This is a genomic window from Luteolibacter sp. Y139, assembly GCF_038066715.1.
GTDB lineage: Bacteria > Verrucomicrobiota > Verrucomicrobiia > Verrucomicrobiales > Akkermansiaceae > Haloferula > Haloferula soli.
Genome location: NZ_JBBUKT010000003.1, coordinates 555886 through 575262, shown reverse-complemented (window position 1 = coordinate 575262; position 19377 = coordinate 555886). Strand labels below are relative to the sequence as shown.

Here is a 19377-nt window from a genome sequence, read left to right as displayed (position 1 = left end):
TGCATGAATTGCTTGTCCCCCGCGGGAAGCGGTCGATTGCCGTTTGCGCGCGAAGCCTGACGCGCGAGATTCGCGGATCATGCGCGCCTTTGGCTTCATTCCCGTGCTCTTCGCAATACTGGCCCTGCCGGTCTCTGCCCAAGACCCCGCTTCAATGGACAAATTCCCCGCGCTGGATGCGGATCTAACAGATTTCCGCTATCCCTTCGAAGTCCAGGAGCTGCCGCTCAAGGAGCAGGGCCACGAGCTGAAGATGGCCTACATGGATGTGAAGCCTACCGCGGTTGCCAATGGCCGCTCCGTCCTGCTGCTTCACGGCAAGAACTTCTCCGGAGCCTACTGGGAACGCACCGTGAAGGAACTCACCGGCCGCGGCTTCCGCGTGATCGTTCCCGACCAGATCGGCTTCGGCAAATCCTCCAAGCCGACCGACATCCAGTACAGCTTCCAGATGATGGCGGCGCAGACGAAGTCACTGCTCGATCACCTCGGCATCGGCAAGGCCGTCGTTGTGGGGCACTCGATGGGCGGCATGGTCGGCACCCGCTTCGCACTCATGAATCCGGCAGCGACGGAGAAGCTGGTGCTGGTCAATCCCATCGGCCTTGAGGATTGGAAACGCAAGGTGCCGTATCAAAGCATCGATACCGCCACCGCCGCCGAGCTGAAGAAGGGGCCGGGCTCGGTGAAGGAATACATGCAGACCGTCTATTTCGACGGCAAGTGGAAGGAGGAATACGATCCTCTGTTAGCCATTCAGGTCGGCTGGATGAAAGGAGCGGACAAGGAGAAGATGGCGCGCGTCACCGCCATCACCTCGGACATGGTGATGACGCAGCCCGTGCTCTACGAGTTCCCGGATGTGAAGGTGCCCACGCTGCTGATCATCGGTGAGCGCGATCGCACCGCGATTGGCAAGAACCTCGTCTCCAAGGAAGTCGCTGCCACGATGGGGCAGTATCAGGAACTGGGCAAAGCGGCAGCGGCGGCGATTCCGGGAGCGCGTTTGGTGGCGCTGCCGGGCATCGGGCATGCACCGCAGGCAGAGGCGTTCGAGGACTACCTGGGCGCGCTGTTAGATTTCTTGTGAGGACGGGGAATGAGCGTGGCGTAGCGGAAGGACTGCGTCCTTCCGGCTGGGCGAGGTCCGCTTAACAACGCCACCCGTGAATCATCTTTCGGGCAGTCCCCAACCGGAACGACGAAGTCGTTCCGCTACGAAGAAGCGCAGCGAGGGCTTTTAGTCACCTCACTGCACCTTCCACTGCAACACCGTCCCCGCTGGCAGCATCCGCACGGCGCGGGCGATGTCCCAATTCGCCATACGGAATCCGCCGATGCCTTCCTGCGACTTCATCCGCGCGGGAATGCTGGTGCCGTGCAGGCCGTAGGGCAGGGGATCGGTGCTGTTTGCCTTTGCGAGGTTGAGCCACACGACGCCGATGGGATTGTTAGGTCCGGCGGGAAGGAATTGCGGGGCTGCCAGCGGCGGTGCCTCCGCAGGCGGCGGGGGTGTGGTCGTTGGCGGTGCTCCGGCAGGCGGAGCCTTCGGGGCTTCGCGTAGCTCGCGGGTGGTGCTCAGTCGCGGCTGCGGAATGGCATCCAGCACTTTCCATGTGCCGCGCCCGGTGAGACCGGGACGGGCCGATGCCACGGGCAGGATTGCGATGAGTTTCCCGCCGCGCGAAATCTCGAGCCGCGACAGTGCCACCACCGCGGCCGTCACCGGCTGTTGCGGATCGGCGGCGGGCTGGAGTGGAGCATCCAGCGCCTTCTCGATTTCGAAGGGAACCACGTTTGGCACCTGGAAGATGGTTCCCACGCCAGGCGCAGTCTTGAGCTTCGAGTTGAGCTCGCGCAGGAAGCCTTCGTCGCAGTGGAAGCGCTCTGCGACGAACTCCCACGCGCTCGTGTAGCCGAGGAAATCGGAAGCGACCATTTCCTCATACGTGAGCGGTGGCACCTGCGGCGCGGTCGCCGGGGTATTGGAGGGCCCCTTCTTCTTGGGCGCGGCCTTCGCGCCGGTAGACGGGCCGCCTTTGCCCGCGGCGCTCCGCGGCTTGATGAATTTGAAGTCCTCCGCCCGCAGCACGTAGTTGAAGTAGGGCTGCTTCACCACGGCCAAGGCCTTGGCCTTGAGCTGGCCAGGATTGGCCGCATCCGGGTGCGTCTCCTGATAGGTCTGGCTGACCTTCAGGAAGTTCGGTCCGCTTTTGCCATCGATCGCGCCCGTCGAAAAATTCTCGCGATCCAGGAACACCTGCAGCAGCACGGTCTCCAGCACCAGTTGCTCATAGGTCGTGGGCTCGGAATCGACATCTTCCCCGGGCGTCCCCTCATCCCCCTTGTGTTTCTTGGAGGACTTTGGTTTCGGCTGGGGCTTCGCGTCCGGCGGCGGTGGGGGAGGCGGTGGCGGCGTCAGCTTCAGCATCTCCTCCGGTGTCGGAATTGCCAGGACCTGGCCGATCACGATGCGGTCGTCCTTCAGCTCATTGAACTGCTTCAGCTGCTCCGGCGTCATGAAGAACTTCCGCGCGATCTTCACGATCGCGTCGCCCTTCTTCACTTCATAGGTCGTCGGGCGCCGCTCCTTGGCGGGATTTGGCGTGGGAGTCGTGGTGCCGGGCGCTGCTTCGGGAGCCACGGGCTTTGGCGCCAGCTCGGGTGGCAAGGGCATGCCCCAAGTGTTGGTGGCCGATGGGACCACGTTCCATTTCCAATTCACCGCCTCTTCCAGTCCCGGCTCGACTTTCGGCGCGGTCGGCTTGGCCGGAACCGCAGGATTGGCAGGCGGAGAAACCTGGGCGAAGAGACCACCGCAGGTGAGCCACAGGGGGGCGATGCGCGACAGCGAACGCACGATCGAACAGCACATGGCCCCGAAGCTACCAGCGCTTGAGCCCGCAGCAACGAAGAATCGAGATGGCGAGTCACCGCCCCGGAAGGTGGCGAAACTGTCATGGCATTCACTTTCACCTTATTATCTCCTTTCCAGGGCATATCTCCGCCATTGAAAAATCCCGGCATCCTCTGCTAAGACTTGGAGTCCAATGCTGGCATGGCTCCGGGGCGCATCGCGCTTGCCCCAGAGCGTAGACGTCGGCGGGTAGAAAAGCTCCCTTTGGAATGCCCCTTCCATGCCCACCAAGGAACACCAGCGACTCGATGAAGCCACCAAGCTCGGCTGGCGATACTGGGGGCCGTACCTGAGCGAACGCCAGTGGGGAACGGTCCGCGAGGACTACAGCGACAATGGCGACGCGTGGAACTACTTCACCCACGATCAGGCGCGGTCGCGCGCGTATCACTGGGGCGAGGACGGTCTTGCCGGCATCTGCGATGCCCATGGCGTGCTGTGCTTCGCACTGGCGCTGTGGAATGGCCGTGACCCGATCCTCAAGGAGCGCTTGTTCGGCCTAGCCAACAGCGAGGGTAACCACGGCGAGGACGTCAAGGAGTGCTACTTCTACCTCGATAGCACGCCGACGCACTCGTACATGAAATACTTGTACAAGTATCCGCAGTCGGCCTATCCCTACGACAACCTCGTCGAAACCAACCGGCGCCGGGGCAAGCACGAGGCGGAGTACGAGCTACTGGACACGGGAGTCTTCGACGAAAACCGCTACTTCGATGTCTTTGTCGAATACGCGAAGGCCTCATCGGAGGATGTGCTGGTCCGGATCACCCTCTGCAATCGCGGACCTGACGATGCCCCGCTCCATGTCCTGCCGCACCTGTGGTTCCGCAATACCTGGTCATGGGCTGGTGGCGGCTCGCGTCCTGCGTTGACGGCTTTGCCGGAGCAAGACGGCACCCACATCATTAACGCGCACCATACCGACGCCTTTTTCCAAGAGATGGTTTCCGATCACTACCTCTACATCGAGGGCGCGGCCGGGCTACTCTTCACCGAGAATGATACGAACCACGCGCGCCTATTCGGCGGTGTCAATGCGAGCCCGTTTGTCAAAGACGGCATCAATGACCATATCATTCACGGCAAGGCGGATGTAATCAATCCAGCCGGCACCGGCACCAAGGCGGCGGCTCATTACCAGCTGCAGGTGCCCGCCGGTGGAGAGCAAGTGATCCGCTTGCGACTGACCTCCTCGGCTCCGGGTCAATTGGCCAAGCCGTTTCGCGACTTCGAGAAGATCATGGCCACGCGGCTGAAGGAGGCGGACGAGTTTTACGACTCGATCACGCCCGCGACCGTGAAGCAGCACTCGGATCGCGCCTCCATCCTTCGCCAGGCGCTCGCCGGGATGCTTTGGACCAAGCAGTACTTCTACTTCGATCTGGACGTGTGGCTTCGCGAGCACCGGATCGATCCGACATCCCCGCCTTCGCAGCGTCCCCGCTTTCGCAATGACGAGTGGTCGCACATGTACAATGACGACATCATTTCGATGCCGGACAAGTGGGAGTATCCGTGGTACGCGGCATGGGATCTGGGGTTTCACACGATCGCCCTGGGAATCGTCGACCCGGAGTTCGCGAAGCAGCAGCTCGACCTGATGCTGAGGAATGACTACCAGCATCCCAATGGCCAGATCCCGGCCTACGAGTGGAACTTCGGCGACGTGAATCCTCCCGTTCACGCGTGGGCGACCATCCAGCTCTTCCAATTCGAGGAAGCGCGCGAAGGAAAGGGCGACCTGGAATACCTCAAGTTCGCCTTCTGCAAGCTGCTGGCGAACTTCACCTGGTGGATCAACCGCAAGGACCGCGACGGCAACAACTGCTTCGAAGGCGGCTTCCTCGGCCTGGACAATATCGGCATCTTCGACCGCTCGTCACAGCTCCCCACTGGCGGCTTCCTCGATCAGGCAGATGGCACCGCCTGGATGGTCTTCTACAGCCAGCAGATGCTGCGGATCGCAGTCGAGCTCGCGCTGCACGAGCCGCTCTACGAGGAGTTCGCCGCCAAGTTCTTCGAACATACCATCCGCATCGCCGGAGCCATGGACCGCGTCGGGAACAACCTCGACGAAATGTGGGACGAGGATGATGGCTTCTTCTACGATGTGCTGCGCTTGCCCGATGGCTCGGCCATGCGGCTGAAAGTGCGCTCGATGGTCGGCCTGCTGCCCTTGGCCGCGGTGGCGGTCTTCGAGGATGACGTCTTCGCGAAGCTGCCGCGCTTCGCCGATCACGCGAAGGAGTTCATCCGTCGTCATCCCGCGCTGTGCGCCAATGTCCACCTGCCGACCATACCCGGGGTGGCAGGCCGGCACATGGTGGCGATCTTGCCGGAAAACAAGCTGCGCCGTGTGCTGGCGCGCATGCTCGATGAGAGCGAGTTCTTCAGCCCGTATGGTCTCCGCGCCTTGTCACGGGTTCACTTGGATCAGCCGTACGTGTTCCACCACGCGGGCGAGGACTATCAGGTGGGCTACGTGCCGGGGGATTCGGATTCGGGAATGTTCGGCGGCAATTCGAACTGGCGCGGTCCGGTGTGGATGCCGGTGAACTACCTCATCTACACCTCGCTGTTCCGGCTCTACGCCTTCTACGGCGACGATTTCAAAGTGGAATGCCCCACCGGCTCCGGAAACCTGATGACCTTGTTCGAGATCGCGCAGGAACTCGGCGAGCGGTTGATCCGGCTATTCCAGCAGGACGAGCACGGACGCCGGCCATGGCACGGCGCGGAGACGAGATTTCAGGAAGATCCCCACTGGCGGGATCTACTATGGTTCCACGAGTACTTCCACGGGGACCATGGTGCGGGCATCGGCGCCAATCACCAGACGGGATGGACCGGCGTCATCGCACGGGTGATCCAGCTGAATGCCAAGCTGACCCGCGAGATGCTGCTGACCGCGGGAGCCGGCGCCTTGGCCGCGAAGCAGGTGGGCTCGCGATAAAGCCGGTGAAAAGAGCAGCGGCCCTCTCCATTCGAAAACGAAGAGGGCCGCGGGTTGTTAGAAGCGCGAATCGATCACTTCACCGCGCTGAGGCGGCCGAAGAGTTTGATCTCCCCGGACTTCGCCACGGTGATCTTCACGTGGTGAGTGCCGTCGGCGTTGTCGGTGATCGTCACCGGAGGTCCGGCGATCGGGGTGTTGTCCGATGGGATCGCCACCGAGGACGGCCAGCTGGCCAACGTGGTGCCGTATTCGAACGTGAGCGTCACTTCGCTGATCGAGTCATCCCTGCGGTTGAAGTCGAAGTAGAAGTTGGTGGCGTCCTCGGTAGCCACCGGCAGGTTGCCGGTGTCGGAGGCCAGCGGGTCGCCATTGAGCACGTATTCGAGCAGGTTGGGAATGCCATCCAGGTCACCATTGTCCTGATCCGGTCCGTTGTTCGCACCGGTGAGCCCCTTCGAGAGCGCCCATGCGTCATAAGCGGAGGGGCTTGCGATGGTCAGGATCAGGCTATTGCCCGAGATGGAAACCACGCCGCCGGTGAATCCGGTGATCGTCGTCGGAAGGGCGGAGATGCCCCCGGTGGCGGTCACCAGCGTGTAGACCCCCGGTGCCGGAGCGACGGCGGCGGTCAGGTTCAGGACGGAGCCGGTGGTGTTGGTCAGCGCGCCACCGATGGTCCGGGTCACCTGCGCACCGGACGTGGCCGCCACGGCGAGTGAATGGATGCCATTGGCTGCGATCGTGACGGCACCGCCGAGGTTGCCATTGCCGGCGAGGGTCGCGTTCGCGGCCACCGTCACGGCGGATGCACCGGTATTGTTGCCGGTGACGATGAGCGTTCCAGCATTCACCGTGGTCACGCCGGTGTAGGTGTTGTTGCCGCTGACGGTCCAGGTGCCCGTGCCATTCTTGATGATGCTACCGACCGAGGTGCCGCTGAGGTCGCCAAGCACGCCGTTGAACGCGTTCGCGCCAGTCGAGGAGCCTTGGAGGATGAGCCCGCGCGAGGATTGTGCGGCAGCGATGGCGACGTTGCCATTCAGCGTCAGCGAGCCGCTATCGGACTGGAAGATCGAGCTTCCACCGCCCGCCGTCAGCGTGATGTTGCCATTGATGACGTTGTCACCACCGAGGTTGCCGACAGCGTAGGGAATGGTGGCTCCCGTCGTGCCGTCATTGCTGAGGGTGAAGGTGACCGTGTTCGGCAGGATGATGCCTCCTTGCAACTGGATACCCGAGTTGCGGTTGATGGAGGTCACCGCGCTGGTTCCGAGCGCGTTGCTGTTTTGCAGGTTCAGCAATGCCGGGGTGGCAGCCGAGCCATTCACGCTGACCGCGCCGCCGGCCGAGTTTGTGCCGGTGATGCTAAGCGTGCCCGCCGTGATGTTGGTCGGACCGCTGAGCGTGTTCGCGCCGGTGAGGATGAGCGTTCCTCCGGCGGCCGAAGTCGTGCCCGAGTAGGTGTTGTTACCCGAGAGCGTCTGCGTGCTGGCACCGGACTTGTTGAAGCCGAGCGCGCCCGCAGCTCCATTGGCAAGGGTGCCGGTGAAGTTGAAGGTGCCCGCAGCGGCGTTCGAGAACAGCCAGCGCTCGGTGGCGGCGCCGTTGACGATGGTGCCGCTGCCGGTCACGCCCGCAGCCATGAAGTCTCCGGTGACACCCGTGGCGCGGTTCGTCTGCAAGGTGCCGGCCGCCACGTTCAGGAGGCCGGTGATGTTGCTGCCCGCAGTGTTGGTGCCATCGCTGGTCACCACCAGGGTACCCGGGCCCTGCTTGGTGAAGCCCTGCGTGGTCACGCTCCTGAGCTCGCCGGTGGTAAGCGTGCTCGTTACGCTTACCGTGCGATCGCCGGTGCCGCCCACGTTCACCACGCCGGTGCCCAAGTCGAGGTTGTTGGTGCCGGTGAAAGTGAAGTCGGCGTTCCAGTTCTCGACCGGATTCGTCAGGAGGCCGAGCGCAGCGGCGGGACTGTCGAGCGTGCCGCCGTTGATCGTGAGCGCGGCAGGCCCGATCGCATTGTTGTTGTTCAGGTTCAGCGTGCCGGTATTGAGCGTGACCGGCGAGGCCGTGAGCGAGCCGTTCACCGTAAGCGAGCCTGCATTGATCGTGGTCGCGCCCGTGTAGCTGTTGCTGTTGTTGATCGTGACCGAGCCGCTGCCGTTCAGGTTCACCGACCCGGACGTGATGCCGAAGCTACCGGTGCTGCCGATCGTGTAGGGATTGGTGGTGTTGGAGAAGTTCACGATCCCCGGAGTGATGTTCTCCGAGATGTCCACGTTGAAGTTGCTCGCGGTATTGGTGAAATTCACCGTGTCGCCGTTGATGAAGTCGGTGCCGGTGGTATCCGGCAGCGCCCAGTTGTTCGGCGCTCCCAGGGCGTCGTCGTTCCAGGCATTGCTCACCGCGCCGGTCCACGTCACCGGATTGGCGGTGATGTTCAGGTACAAGGCGGTCGCTGTGGGATTGAGCGCGAAGATCGTGTGCCCTGCGGAAGGAGTCGTGAGGTTCCACGAACCGGCACCACCCTGCGAGCCGTAGCTGACGAGCGCGAGCGTGGTGTTGTTCGGCGTCGAGGTCAGCGAGGTCGTGTTCGAGAGCGAGACATCGACGGTGCCGTTCAAGGTCACCGTGCCGGTGCCGAGATTGAAGATCGGCACGGTCGGGTTGCCGAGCGTGTTGAAATTCACCGCCAAGGCCGTAGCGCCGGCAGCGCCGAGAGTCAGGTTCGGGTTGTTCGTGTTCGAGACGACGCTCGCGTTGACGTTCGTCACCCGGCCACCGAGCGTGACACCGTCGGCCACCGTGATGTTTCCGGTCGTCGAGGAGCCGCCGAAGATGAGCGAGCCCGCGTTGGCGCTTGTCGGTCCGTTGTAGGTGCTAGCACCGCCCAGCGTGAGAACGCCGCTGCCGCTCTTGGTGAGACCGCCGTCCACGGCCGCGTCACCGCCGATGCCGCTGTGCAGCAGTGCCTGGCCGATCGAAATGTTGTTGCCGTTGGTGTCGATCAGCGCACCGCCATTGCGCACGTTGGCGGTGGTGAGGCCTTGGAGGTAGGTCGCGTTGGCCGCATTCGCCTTCAGCGTGCCACCATTGAAATTGAAGGTACTCGTGCCGGCCGCCATTTCCACCTTCGAGGTGGTGAGGGTGCCGCCATTGAGATGGACCGTGCCATTGCCGGTGGCGCCATTGCCGATGCGCACGATGCCGGTGTTCGCCGTCGTCACCGCACCGCTGCCGCTGACGGTCAGCGTGCCGGTGGCGAGTTCGCCCACGACGATACCCATGCTCGCGCCGGTCTGATTGAGAGCGCCGCCGCTGATGTTATAGCTGCCCGTGCCGCTGGTTTGCCGGGCGATGGAAACCCAGCCGGCGTTATTGAACGTGCCGCCGGTTTGCACCACCGAGCCCGTTCCATAGCCGCCGACGAAGACATTGCCGGCATTGGTGAGAGTGCCGGTTCCGCTCAGGTTGTAAGTACCGGAGCCGCCCGTCGCGGCCGAGTTGCGGCCGCCGATGACGAACGCACCGTCGTTGGTGCGGTTCACCGTCACCGAGCCGGCGCTGTGATTGACCGTGCCGCTGGCGGTGGAGCCGGCGGTATTCGCCGAGCCGACGAAGAAGCCGCCGCCCGTGCCCACCGAAACGCTCGCCGTATCCTGGACATTCAGCGTGCCGGAGCTGCTGCCGATGTCGCCGGCATTGAGGTCGCCGCCGGAGATGAAGGAGCCGTTGCCCTTGACGGTCATGACCGCCACATCGGTGCCGGACTGGCCGATGCTGCTGAAATTCGTGGTCGTCACCACACCGCTGGTGTCGATCACCGCAGTGCCGCCGTTGATGTGGAAGTTGCCGGGGTTGACCACCGCGGCACCGGTATTGGTGCCTTGGATGTTGTTGTTGATCGTGAGCGTGCCCGTGCCGGACTTGGCGATCGTGGTGATCGATCCCGTGCCGCCGTTCCCGTACTTCCCGGAGAAGGTCCAGTTTCCCGAACCGGCGAAGGTGGTCGTCTTGGCTCCCGCGCCGCCAAACGCGAAGCGCACGTCAGATCCGAAGCTCGCCATGTTCGACGAGTTGTTCGTGAAGGTGTGGGCGTTCACCGTTCCGGAGCCCAGCGTGATGCCATCAGTGAAAGCGTTTGCATTCCCGAAGGTGAAAGCCCCCGCACCGCTCGCGATGGTGATGTTCTGGAGGCGCATCGCGGTCGTTCCGCTCGCTTGGACCATGGTGACCGAATCGGTCTGCGCGCTGGTGAGGCTCAGGAAGATCCCGTTGCCGGCTCCGAGGCCGTTGGCGGTGGCTCCCGTGTAGTTCAGCGAAAGCGGCCCGGTGACGGTGCCATTCCACTCCGCGATGTCGCCGTTGGTGCCGTTCGGAAGGACATCGCCGCTCCAGTTGGCCAGCGTTTCCATGTTCGTGCCGCCGGTGCCGCCGCCATCCCACGTTCGTGTGACCGCAGACGTGACACTGGTGAGCGCGCCGAGGGCGAGGAGGGAGAGCCGGGTATAGGTATGAGTACGGGAGGCGGGTTTTTGTTTCATGGGGCTGCGCAAGGCGCGGGTTCTTGGTTTTTTGAACGCGAAACCAATGGAGTTGGGGTTTCGTCGCACGAAAGCGGTCAGGCAAAGGCCGCAGGATTCCTCTTGGATTTGCCGGACATCTTTCGGGTTTGGGAGGTGCAGGACGTGGCAACGATGGGACGGAAGAGGGACCCAAGTGGCTGAGGCGCTGCGTCGACGGCGCAATCCGCCGTCTACCAAGAGACGAGTTTTCGCCGCCAAAGCCGACAGCGATTTTTCCTTCGCTGACGATTTTGCCGCAAATGACACATGACCGAGCCGGAGCTCGGGAATCGGCACAAAAAAGCCCCGGCCGCGCGGAGGCGGCCGGGGCTGGAATTGACTGGCTCAGGCTCCGCTTCAGGGAGTCACGAGCACGCGCATGAAGCCCTTGCTGGCGGCGCCATTGGAGCCGTTCAGGCTGAAGGTCTTCCACGTGTAGCCCGCGGGCAGCGTGACCCCGACCGGCGGTACGGCCGTCGGCACCACGTTCACGACTTCGTTGAACGTGTTCAGATTGAGGCTGCCTTGTACGGTGTAGCCGTAGGTCGGATCATCGGAAGGTGCGCTCTTCGAGGTGGCTCCCGTGAAGGTTCCCGTGCCGGTGCGGACCGCCATCGTCAGCAGCAGCTCCGGGGTGGAATCGCCATCGAAGTCGCTGTCCGCCACGATCGAGTAGATCTTCGCGTTGTTGCTGCCGCTGTTAGGCGCGCCGCCCAGGGCAAACTCGACCTGGTTGGTGAAGCCGTCGCCATCCGGATCATCGCCGGGATCGCGGTCGGCCAGCGGGATGCTAGGATAGCCGGCGATCCAGGTGCTGAAGGCCGAGCCTCCGGAACCGACCGTGAGCACCAGGTCGTTTCCGATCACGGAGACGGTGCCGGTGAGACCGGTGAGATTGACCACGGTGTCATCGAGGACGCCGCCGGTCTGGCCGGTGATGCCACTGGTCGTGTGGATCAGGGTATAGGCACCGTCCGCAGGGGTCGCAGCAGCGGTCAGGTCGAGGATGTCACCGACAGCGGTGAGATCGAGCGATGCCACCGAGCGGGTGACTTGGGCGGCGGGCGTGGCGGCCACGGCGAGCGCGTGGTGACCACCGGCGGCAACCGTCATCGGCCCGCCGAAGTCGCCATTGCCACCGAGGGTCGCACCGGCAGCCACGGTGATCAGACCGGTGGTCGCGGGCGAATCGCCGGTCACGAGAAGCGTTCCCGCATTCACCGTGGTTGGACCCGTGTAGGTGTTCACGCCGCTGACCTTCCAGGTGCCGGTGCCGTTCTTGATAATGCTGGCGACCGAGGTGACGCTGAGGTCGGAGAGCACCCCGCTGAACTCATTCGCGCCCGTGGAAGCACCCTGGAAGATCATGCCGCGCGAGCCTTGACCGGTGATGATCGTGACGTTGCCCGCCAGCTTCAGGGTGGCACCGGTTTCCGATTGGAAGATCGAACTGCCGCCACCATCCCGCAGGGTGATGTTGCCGTTGATCACGTTGTCACCGCTGACGCTGTCGACCGCGTAGGGCACCGTGGCTCCGCTCGTTCCATCGTTACTGGTGAGGAGGGTGACCGTGCTTGGCAGGACGATGCCGCCCTGCAGCTGGATGCCGGAGTTGCGGTTGGCAGAGGTCAGCGCGCCAGTGCCAAGGGCGTTGCTGTTTTGCAGGTTGAGGATGGCAGGGCTCAGGGCCGTGCCCGCGACGTTCACTGCACCGCCGGTCGCATTGGTGCCGGTGATGGTGAGCGTGCCGCCGTCGACGGTCGTGACGCCGGTGTAGCTGTTGTTACCGGTGAGGGTGAAGTTCACCGTGCCTCCCTTGCGGAAACCGAGGCCGGCGGTGCCGGGGCCGTTCTGAATCGAGCCGCCGAAGGTACCCGGGGTGGTTGGGGTGATGATCAGCCAGCGCTCGAAGTTCGCGCCGTTGGTGATCGTCCCGGTTCCTGTGATCGTGGTCGCGGTGAGGTCGCCGGCGGCGTTGCCGTCGAGCGCTCCGGTCCGGTTGATCTGGAGCGTGCCAGCGGCCACGTTCAGCGTGCCGTTGATCACGCTGGATGCGGCACCTGCGCCGGTGCTGGTGAGTGCCAGCGTGCCCGTGCCTTGCTTGACGAAGCCTTGGCCGGCAGCCGTCTTCAGTTCGCCTACCGCGAGGGTGTTCGCCGAGACCGTGACGGTGCGATCACCGGCGCCGGTGCTCGTCACTGCACCGCTGCCCATGTCGAACGAATTGGTGCCGGTGAAGGTGAAGTTGCTGTTCCAGGTCTGGGTGTTGTTGTTCGTGGAAACGATCGCCCCGGCGCTGCTGTTGTTTAGCGTGCCACCGTTGATGACCACTGGGCCGGTGCCCAGGGCAGTAGCCGTGTTCGCGTTGAGCGTGCCGGCGTTGAGAATGGTGCCGCCGCTGTGGTAGTTGTTGGTGTTGATCGTCAGGCTGCCCGTGCCGCTCTTGGTGAGGACGCCGTTGCCGATGGCGAAGGTGCTGCTGCTCGCGAGGGTGTAATTGATCGCGGAGTTGTTGAACGTCGCCGTGGTCGGGAAGACATCGCCATCATCGATTTGAATCGTCTGGTTCGTTGCAGGCGTGTCGCCGAACACCACATCATCGTTGGGCTGGAAGTCCGTCGCCACGTTGTCCGAGGTCTGCTTCCAGTTTTTCGAACCTGGCACCGTGAGCGCGGTCCATTGGTTGCTCTGTAGTCCGGTCCAGTAGATCGAGGTGCCGATGACCTCGAGCGCGATGTTGTTCCCGTTGATTGCCAGATCGCCGAAGGTCTGGCGGGCACCCAGCGGCGGAGCGTTGATGATCGTGTAGTCGAAGTCATTGATGTCGGCCGATGGGAAGGAGGTGAAGCTGATGAGATTGTTCATCCCGTTGCTCCAGCTGCCGGTCCTCGTGACATTGAGCATGATCGCGCTGTCGGTGCCCGAGGTGGTCAAGGTTCCGGCCGCGATGCCCACATTCGAGGAAGTGCCGTTCACGTTCACCGTGGCGGCTCCGGCGAAGCTGAGGTTGCCGGTGGTGAGCGGCGTGGTGGTGCCGTTGCCATTGGCGAAGGTGGTCGCATTTCCTACGCTGACTGCGCCGATCGTGCCCGATGCGTCCAGGGTGCCTTGGGTCAAGGTGATCGGGGGAGTCAGGGCGACGCTGCTGGTATAGAGGAACTTCGCATCCGCACCGTTGATGGTGATGCCGCTGCTACCGTTGATCGAGCCCGTGCCATCGACCCGCAGGGTATTGGCGCTGACGGTCGTGGGGCCGGAGTAGGTATTCGCCGCGGCCAGATTCAACTGGCCCGCACCCGCCTTCGTCAGCCCGCCGTTGGAAATCACGCCGGTGAGGTTGACGTCGGGATTCTGGGTCGTTTCCGGCACGGTGAGGGTCCGGGTGCCACCTCCCAAGCTCACGGTTCCGGAGAGAACGATCTGGTTATTGTTGTTCGTGACACCAAGGTTGCAGTCGCCGTTGATCGTGACCGCATTGGCGAGCGTGCGCGAGGCAAGTCGGGCCTGGAGCACGCCGCCATTGATCGTCAGCGGGCCGGTTCCCAGCGCGGCATTGTTGGCGAAGTGCAGGGTACCCGCGTTCAGCGTGAAGCCGCCGCTGAAGGTATTCGCCCCATCCAATCGCAGGGCACCGGTTCCGGACTTGATCAGGCTGTTCGCCGTGGTGCCATTGGCAATGACCCCGGCGGCGGTCAGGATCGCTGCGCCGTTGGTGGTGACGGTCCGGCTGGTGCCGGCCGCGGTGCCGAGAGAGAACGCTCCCGTGCCGAGGCTGAGGTCGCCGGTGGGGCTGGTGCTGGCTCCATTGCTGAAGGCGAAGTCACCGTTCCAGCTCTGGGTCGTGTTGGTCATCGTCAGCGCGGCACCGCTGGTATTTTCCAGCGTGCCGGCATTGATCGTGAAGGCGGCATTGCCCAGCGAATTGACGGTACCGAGGTTCATGGTACCCGCGCCGTCCTTGATCACGTTGATGGTGCCAGTGGCGGCGGCGGGCCGGATCAGGGTGGTATTGACGTTCCAGTTTCCCGGGCCAGTCAGGGTGAGGGTGTGAGTCACACCGCCACCCGCTGAGAATTGAATGTCGTTGGCGAAGGTGACGGGGTTCGACGAGTTGTTCGTCCACGTGTGGGCCACCACCGTGCCGGAACCCAAGGTGAAGCCGTCCGCTCCGGTCAAGCTGCCGAGAGTCACGGCGCCCGCGCCGCTGGCGACGGTGAAATCCCGGATGCGCAGCCCCGCCGTTCCGCTCGCTTCGTTGATCGTCAGCGAACCGGTCTGCGTGCCGAGGACGCTCATGTGAAGGCCTCCACCAGCCGTGAGGTTCGCTCCGGTGCCCGCTGCGGTGTAGGTCAAGGAAAGCGGGCCGGCGACGGTGCCGTCCCACTGCATGGTGTCACCGTTGGTGCCGTTCGGAATGGTATCAGCACTCCAGTTCGCCGCGATGTCCATGTTGGTGGCGGGAACGCCACCACCATCCCACGTGCGCGTGGCCTGGGCATGGGTCACTTGGGTAAACGCCGCGAGGGCGAGGAGGGAGATTCTCGGGGTGAGAATGCCGGAAGTCAGTTTCTGTTTCATGGGTTGCGCAAGACGCGGGTTTTTTCGGGCTTCCAAGGGAAACCAATCGGGGTTCGGGTACGGGCGGGGAACCGCAGGCGTGGCAACCGTGGGAGTGGGTTTTTTCCACCGGATGGACGCGCTGCGTCGAAGGCGGATTTCCGCCGTCCACCGGGAGGCGAGTTCCCAGCGTCAAACCCGACAGGAAATTTTAACTCGCTCGCGCCTATTAATTTGCGTGCAAACTCTTCCCGCTATTTGCCCTCGTGGATCACTTCTAGCAGGATCCTACTTTCCCCCATTCGTCGCCAGCCTCCTCCTGGCGACCCGAATGCAACCTCGCCGGAGGTGACGGCTCCGGCTTCTTGAAGGGTTACGACACGGGCAGAATTACTTCTGCTCGGTCGTCGTTTCCGTCTTCTTCTCCGTGGTGGTACCATCGGGTTTGACGGTGGTCTCGTTCTTCTCGGTTTTCTTCTCCGTCGTCGTCGAGCCACCCGCAGGCGGCGTCACGATGATCGTCTCCTTTTTCTCAGGAGCCGGAGTTTGGATCGTGGTCTTCTCCGTCTTTTCGCAGGATGCGAAGCAAAGGACGGCAGCGGTGGTGATGAGGAATGATGTTTTCATGTCAGGTTGATTGGGTTTTCAGATTTCAATCAACCAAACCGCTAGCGCAGGTTCTAACCACTGTCCAACGACGTTGCTCCTGCATCAGGCGCTCGCATTGGGCACTGAGCATCAGCGTCTCACGCGGGCTTCTCGCCTTTCTGCTCAAGCTCCGGCAGCGGGTGCCTCCCCGCTGCCGGGCTGAAAAAACCAAACTTACTTCGCGCCCTGCTCCACCCACGCGCGGAGAAGCGCGACCTGATCGGCAGTCAGCGGCTTGGCCCGCGGACCGCCGGGACCACCAGGGCCTCCAGGACCCTGCGGGCCGCCCTTGCCGTCCGGAGCCGGGGTAGGCTGCTTGTCCTTGTCGGCGTTGTTGTCGGGGCGCGGCGGGCGATTTCCTCCGCCTGAGCCCCCCGGGCCACCGGGACCTCCACCACCGTTGCGCTTGGGCGGCATGGCGATCTTGTCGTTCACCTGGGCCGAGGCAAAAAGGATCGAGCTCTTGGCGGCCTCGCCGGGCACCACGACCTTGCCGTTTTCGCCACCCTTCAGTGCGGCTTCCAGGCTATCCAAGCGCAAGTCGCCCTTCTGCTTGCGCTCGCCGTGGCAGCCGAAGCAGGACTCCTTGAGCAGCGGCTGGATGTCCTTTTCGTAGGTGACGCCTTCCTGCTTGGCCGCCGCTGGCAGCTTGGAGGCGTCGAGCTTGCTGACATCCCATTCCTCTCCCTTGCCCTTCTTGCCGTCCTTGGGCGGCTCTTGGGCCTGCGCCAAGGTCAGGGAAAGGGGAAGCACTGCGAGCAGGCCCAACAAACGTGAGGAGGTGAGTGACATGGTGGTGGTGGTTTTTCGTAGCGAAAATCAGGCCGGAAATCCGGCCTCTAACTGGAATGCCGGGACCGCGGAAAGGTTGCGGCGGAAAGGAACGCCCCCATCGCGTCGGGTTGCATGATGCAGAAACTCCATTTCTAGCATGCAAATTGCCTTATATTCCGTGATAATTGAGAATGCTCAATGAGTTGTAAGCCTTGCCGTTGCTTGGATTGCGGCGGATGGCACCCCTTCTGCGAAAGGTGCCTCATGGCTAAAGAACTGGAGACTGCCTATTTCAGAAAGCTGCGGACCATCCACGCCAGTGAACTGCAGATGATCGGCTTCCTGGCGGATCTCGCCGAGCAGACTGCCGACTTCAAGTTCGGGTCTTCCATGCATGGCGTCACGCGGCTGTGCGGCGAACGCCTTGAGGCTCTCGAAAAGATCGCCGCCGACCACGAATTCTCGCCCGAGGGCGACGACGGCGAAGCGATGGAGCGGCTCGTGACGGAAGGCCGCCACGAACTCCGCCACTGCGCCCGCGGCCGTTCACGCGACGTCGTCATTGCCGACATCTGCGTCTCGCTTCACCGCTTCCTTCTCGTGAACTACCGGCTCGCCCGTAATCTCGCCGACCGCACCGGTTGGCCCGACGATGCCAGCCGCTTGGAAGAACTCATGGATCTGCTGGAAGAACGCTTCCCGCAGACCTCCGATCATCCGGTCCGGCGCACCGCTTTCGCTCCTGCCGCCTTGGCGGTGTGAAGGCGATTTCCAGTCCAGTAAGTCCAGTCGCCTAGACCTACTGGAATACTGGACTTCCCGCCGGGCATTTCCTGCTTACCAGATTTTCACCCGGTCCTCGGGCTTCACGTAGAGCTTATCGTCGGGCTGGATGTTGAAAGCCTCATACCAAGCGTCGATGTTCATCACCACGCCGTTGACGCGCGCGACTGCGGGAGCATGCGGATCGGTGTGGATCTGGCGAACGAGCGCCTCGTCGCGCATCTTTTGCCGCCACAGCTGCGCCCATCCCAGGAAGACCCGCTGGACGCCGGTGGTTCCGTCGATAACCGGCGCCGGCTTCCCATCCAGAAACGCGAGATAGGCTTCCAGCGCGAGGTTCACGCCGCCCATGTCGCCGATGTTTTCGCCCATCGTCAGCTGGCCATCGATTTTCTGGCCGGGCATTACGTCGATCTGCTCGTACTGCTTGCCCAGCCGCTCGGCGCGCTGGTTGAACTGCTCCTTGTCCTTGTCCGTCCACCAGTCCTTGAGCATGCCATCGCCGTCGGATTTGCGGCCCTGGTCGTCGAAGCCGTGGCTGATCTCGTGCCCGATCACGCCGCCGATGCCGCCGTAGTTGATCGCCGGATCGGCCTTGGGGTCGAAGAACGGCGGCTGCAGGATCGCCGCAGGGAAGACGATCTCATTCATCGTCGGATTGTAGTAGGCGTTCACGATCTGCGGCGGCAGGCCCCATTCCTTGCGGTCCACCGGCTTGTCCAAGCGCTCCAGCTCGCGCTTCCACTCGAAGACCGAGTTCCGGACGATGTTGCCGTAGAGGTCGTCCGCTTTCACCTCGAGCGCGGAGTAATCGCGCCACTGGTCCGGGTAACCGATCTTCACCGTGAACTTCGACAGCTTCTCCTGCGCGGCGGCCTTGGTCTTGTCGCCCATCCAATCGAGGCGATTGAGGCGAGCCTTGAGCGCATCCTCCACATGGCCGACCAGCTCCAGCATCTGCCGCTTCGACTCCTCCGGGAAATACCGCGCCACGTAGACCTTGCCGACCGCTTCACCCAGCGTGTGGTTGGTCAGCTCGACGGCCCGCTTCCAGCGAGCCTCCGGCTCCGGCTGTCCCGAGAGCGTCTTCTTGGCGAACTCGAAATTCGCGTCCACGAAGGCCTTCGAAAGGAACGGTGCCGCGCCATCGGCAAGCCCGCACGCGGTCCACGCCTTGAGCAGTTCCAGCGGAGTCTCCGCGAAGATGGCCGCCTTGCGCGGGAAGGCGGTGTTGTCCGAGACGATCACCTTGCGGTCCTCCGGAAGCCCGCTCGCTTGGAACATGCGCGCGAAATCAAATCCCGGCGCATACGCGGCGAGCTCCCCCTGGGTCATCAGGTTGTAGGTCTTGTCACGGTCCCGCAGCTCCGCGCGCTCCCAGCTCGCCTCGGCAAGCTTGGTCTCGAACGCGATGATCTCCTTCGCCGTTGCCGCTGGTTCCGGCCACTCGATCAAGGTCAGCAGCGTGGTCAGATAGGCCTCATACTTCGTGCGGATCGCGGCGAAGTCGGGCTTGAGGTAGTAGTTCTTGTCCGGAAGCCCCAAGCCGCCGGAGCCGACGTAAATGCTGTACTTCGTGGGCTCCTTTTCATTCGCGTGGATGCCGGCGCCGAAGAGGCCCTTGCCCATGAAATCGGGTGCGGAGATCAGGGAGACCAGGTCATCGCGGTTGGCGACGGCCTTGATCTTTTCAAGCGCTGGCCGGAGCGGCTGCGCGCCGAGCTCCTCTACCCGGGCTTCGTTCATGAAGGCCTTGTAGAAATCCCCGATCTTCTTCGTTTCGTCCGTCGGCTTGGTGGCCGCCTCCTCCAAGATGCCGTTGACCCGCTTCTGCGAGAGGATCGCCAGCGCATCGAAGTTGCCGAAACGGAAGCGATCCGGCGGGATCTCCGTTTTCTCGATGTAGGTGCCGTTGGCGTAGGCGAAGAAGTCATCGCCCGGCTTCACCGAATCCTTCCGTCCGTCCAGGTCGAAGCCCCATTCGCCGAAGCGCGGGCTGGCGGCCAGATCACCCACGGCGGGCTGATCTTGAGCGATGCCATAGACGACCAGGGCGCCGAGAAGCGCGGAGGGAACGAGCAGGGACTTCATGTGAGTGCGTTGAGAGAAGTGGAACGAGTGCGCGGCGAGCCTGTGCTGGAAATCGCCCCCGTGCAATCGTCACCAACCGCCGGATT

At 63.2% G+C, this 19377-nt stretch carries 9 protein-coding genes; 3 read left to right on the top strand and 6 right to left on the bottom strand.

The window, feature by feature from the left end; all coding sequences use genetic code 11:
- Positions 1-154: 154 nt before the first annotated feature.
- A complete protein-coding gene (locus tag WKV53_RS10700) occupies positions 155-1090 on the top strand; it encodes an alpha/beta fold hydrolase (RefSeq protein ID WP_341404574.1) in 936 nt (311 codons plus the stop codon).
- Positions 1091-1249: 159 nt separating this feature from the next.
- Here the strand turns inward: WKV53_RS10700 and WKV53_RS10695 are convergent, their stop codons facing one another.
- Complete coding sequence (locus tag WKV53_RS10695) at positions 1250-2875, bottom strand: L,D-transpeptidase family protein (RefSeq protein WP_341404573.1); 1626 nt, start codon at positions 2873-2875, stop codon at positions 1250-1252.
- 262 nt (positions 2876-3137) lie between these two features.
- Here WKV53_RS10695 and WKV53_RS10690 point away from each other — a divergent pair, with 262 nt between their 5' ends.
- Positions 3138-5873, top strand: a complete 2736-nt coding sequence (locus WKV53_RS10690) for an MGH1-like glycoside hydrolase domain-containing protein (RefSeq protein ID WP_341404572.1) — start codon at positions 3138-3140, stop codon at positions 5871-5873.
- A 74-nt stretch (positions 5874-5947) separates the two neighbouring features.
- Here the strand turns inward: WKV53_RS10690 and WKV53_RS10685 are convergent, their stop codons facing one another.
- From WKV53_RS10685 to WKV53_RS10670, 4 genes are all read right to left on the bottom strand, one after another.
- Positions 5948-10417 carry a beta strand repeat-containing protein gene (locus WKV53_RS10685; protein ID WP_341404571.1) on the bottom strand — a complete coding sequence of 1490 codons (4470 nt, stop codon included), beginning with the start codon at positions 10415-10417 and terminating at the stop codon, positions 5948-5950.
- A 378-nt stretch (positions 10418-10795) separates the two neighbouring features.
- A complete protein-coding gene (locus tag WKV53_RS10680; RefSeq protein WP_341404570.1) occupies positions 10796-15016 on the bottom strand; it encodes a beta strand repeat-containing protein in 4221 nt (1406 codons plus the stop codon).
- Positions 15017-15385: 369 nt separating this feature from the next.
- Positions 15386-15622 (bottom strand): hypothetical protein, encoded by a 237-nt coding sequence (locus WKV53_RS10675; RefSeq protein WP_341404569.1) that lies wholly within the window; start codon positions 15620-15622, stop codon positions 15386-15388.
- Between the two features lie 195 nt (positions 15623-15817).
- A complete protein-coding gene (locus WKV53_RS10670) occupies positions 15818-16435 on the bottom strand; it encodes a c-type cytochrome domain-containing protein (RefSeq protein WP_341404568.1) in 618 nt (205 codons plus the stop codon).
- 246 nt (positions 16436-16681) lie between these two features.
- Between WKV53_RS10670 and WKV53_RS10665 the strand changes: the two genes are divergently transcribed.
- A complete protein-coding gene (locus WKV53_RS10665; protein WP_341404567.1) occupies positions 16682-17179 on the top strand; it encodes a DUF892 family protein in 498 nt (165 codons plus the stop codon).
- A gap of 75 nt (positions 17180-17254) precedes the next feature.
- Here the strand turns inward: WKV53_RS10665 and WKV53_RS10660 are convergent, their stop codons facing one another.
- The gene (locus tag WKV53_RS10660; RefSeq protein ID WP_341404566.1) at positions 17255-19291 is read right to left on the bottom strand and encodes a M13 family metallopeptidase; all 2037 of its coding nucleotides are present in this window, start codon (positions 19289-19291) and stop codon (positions 17255-17257) included.
- Positions 19292-19377 lie beyond the last annotated feature (86 nt).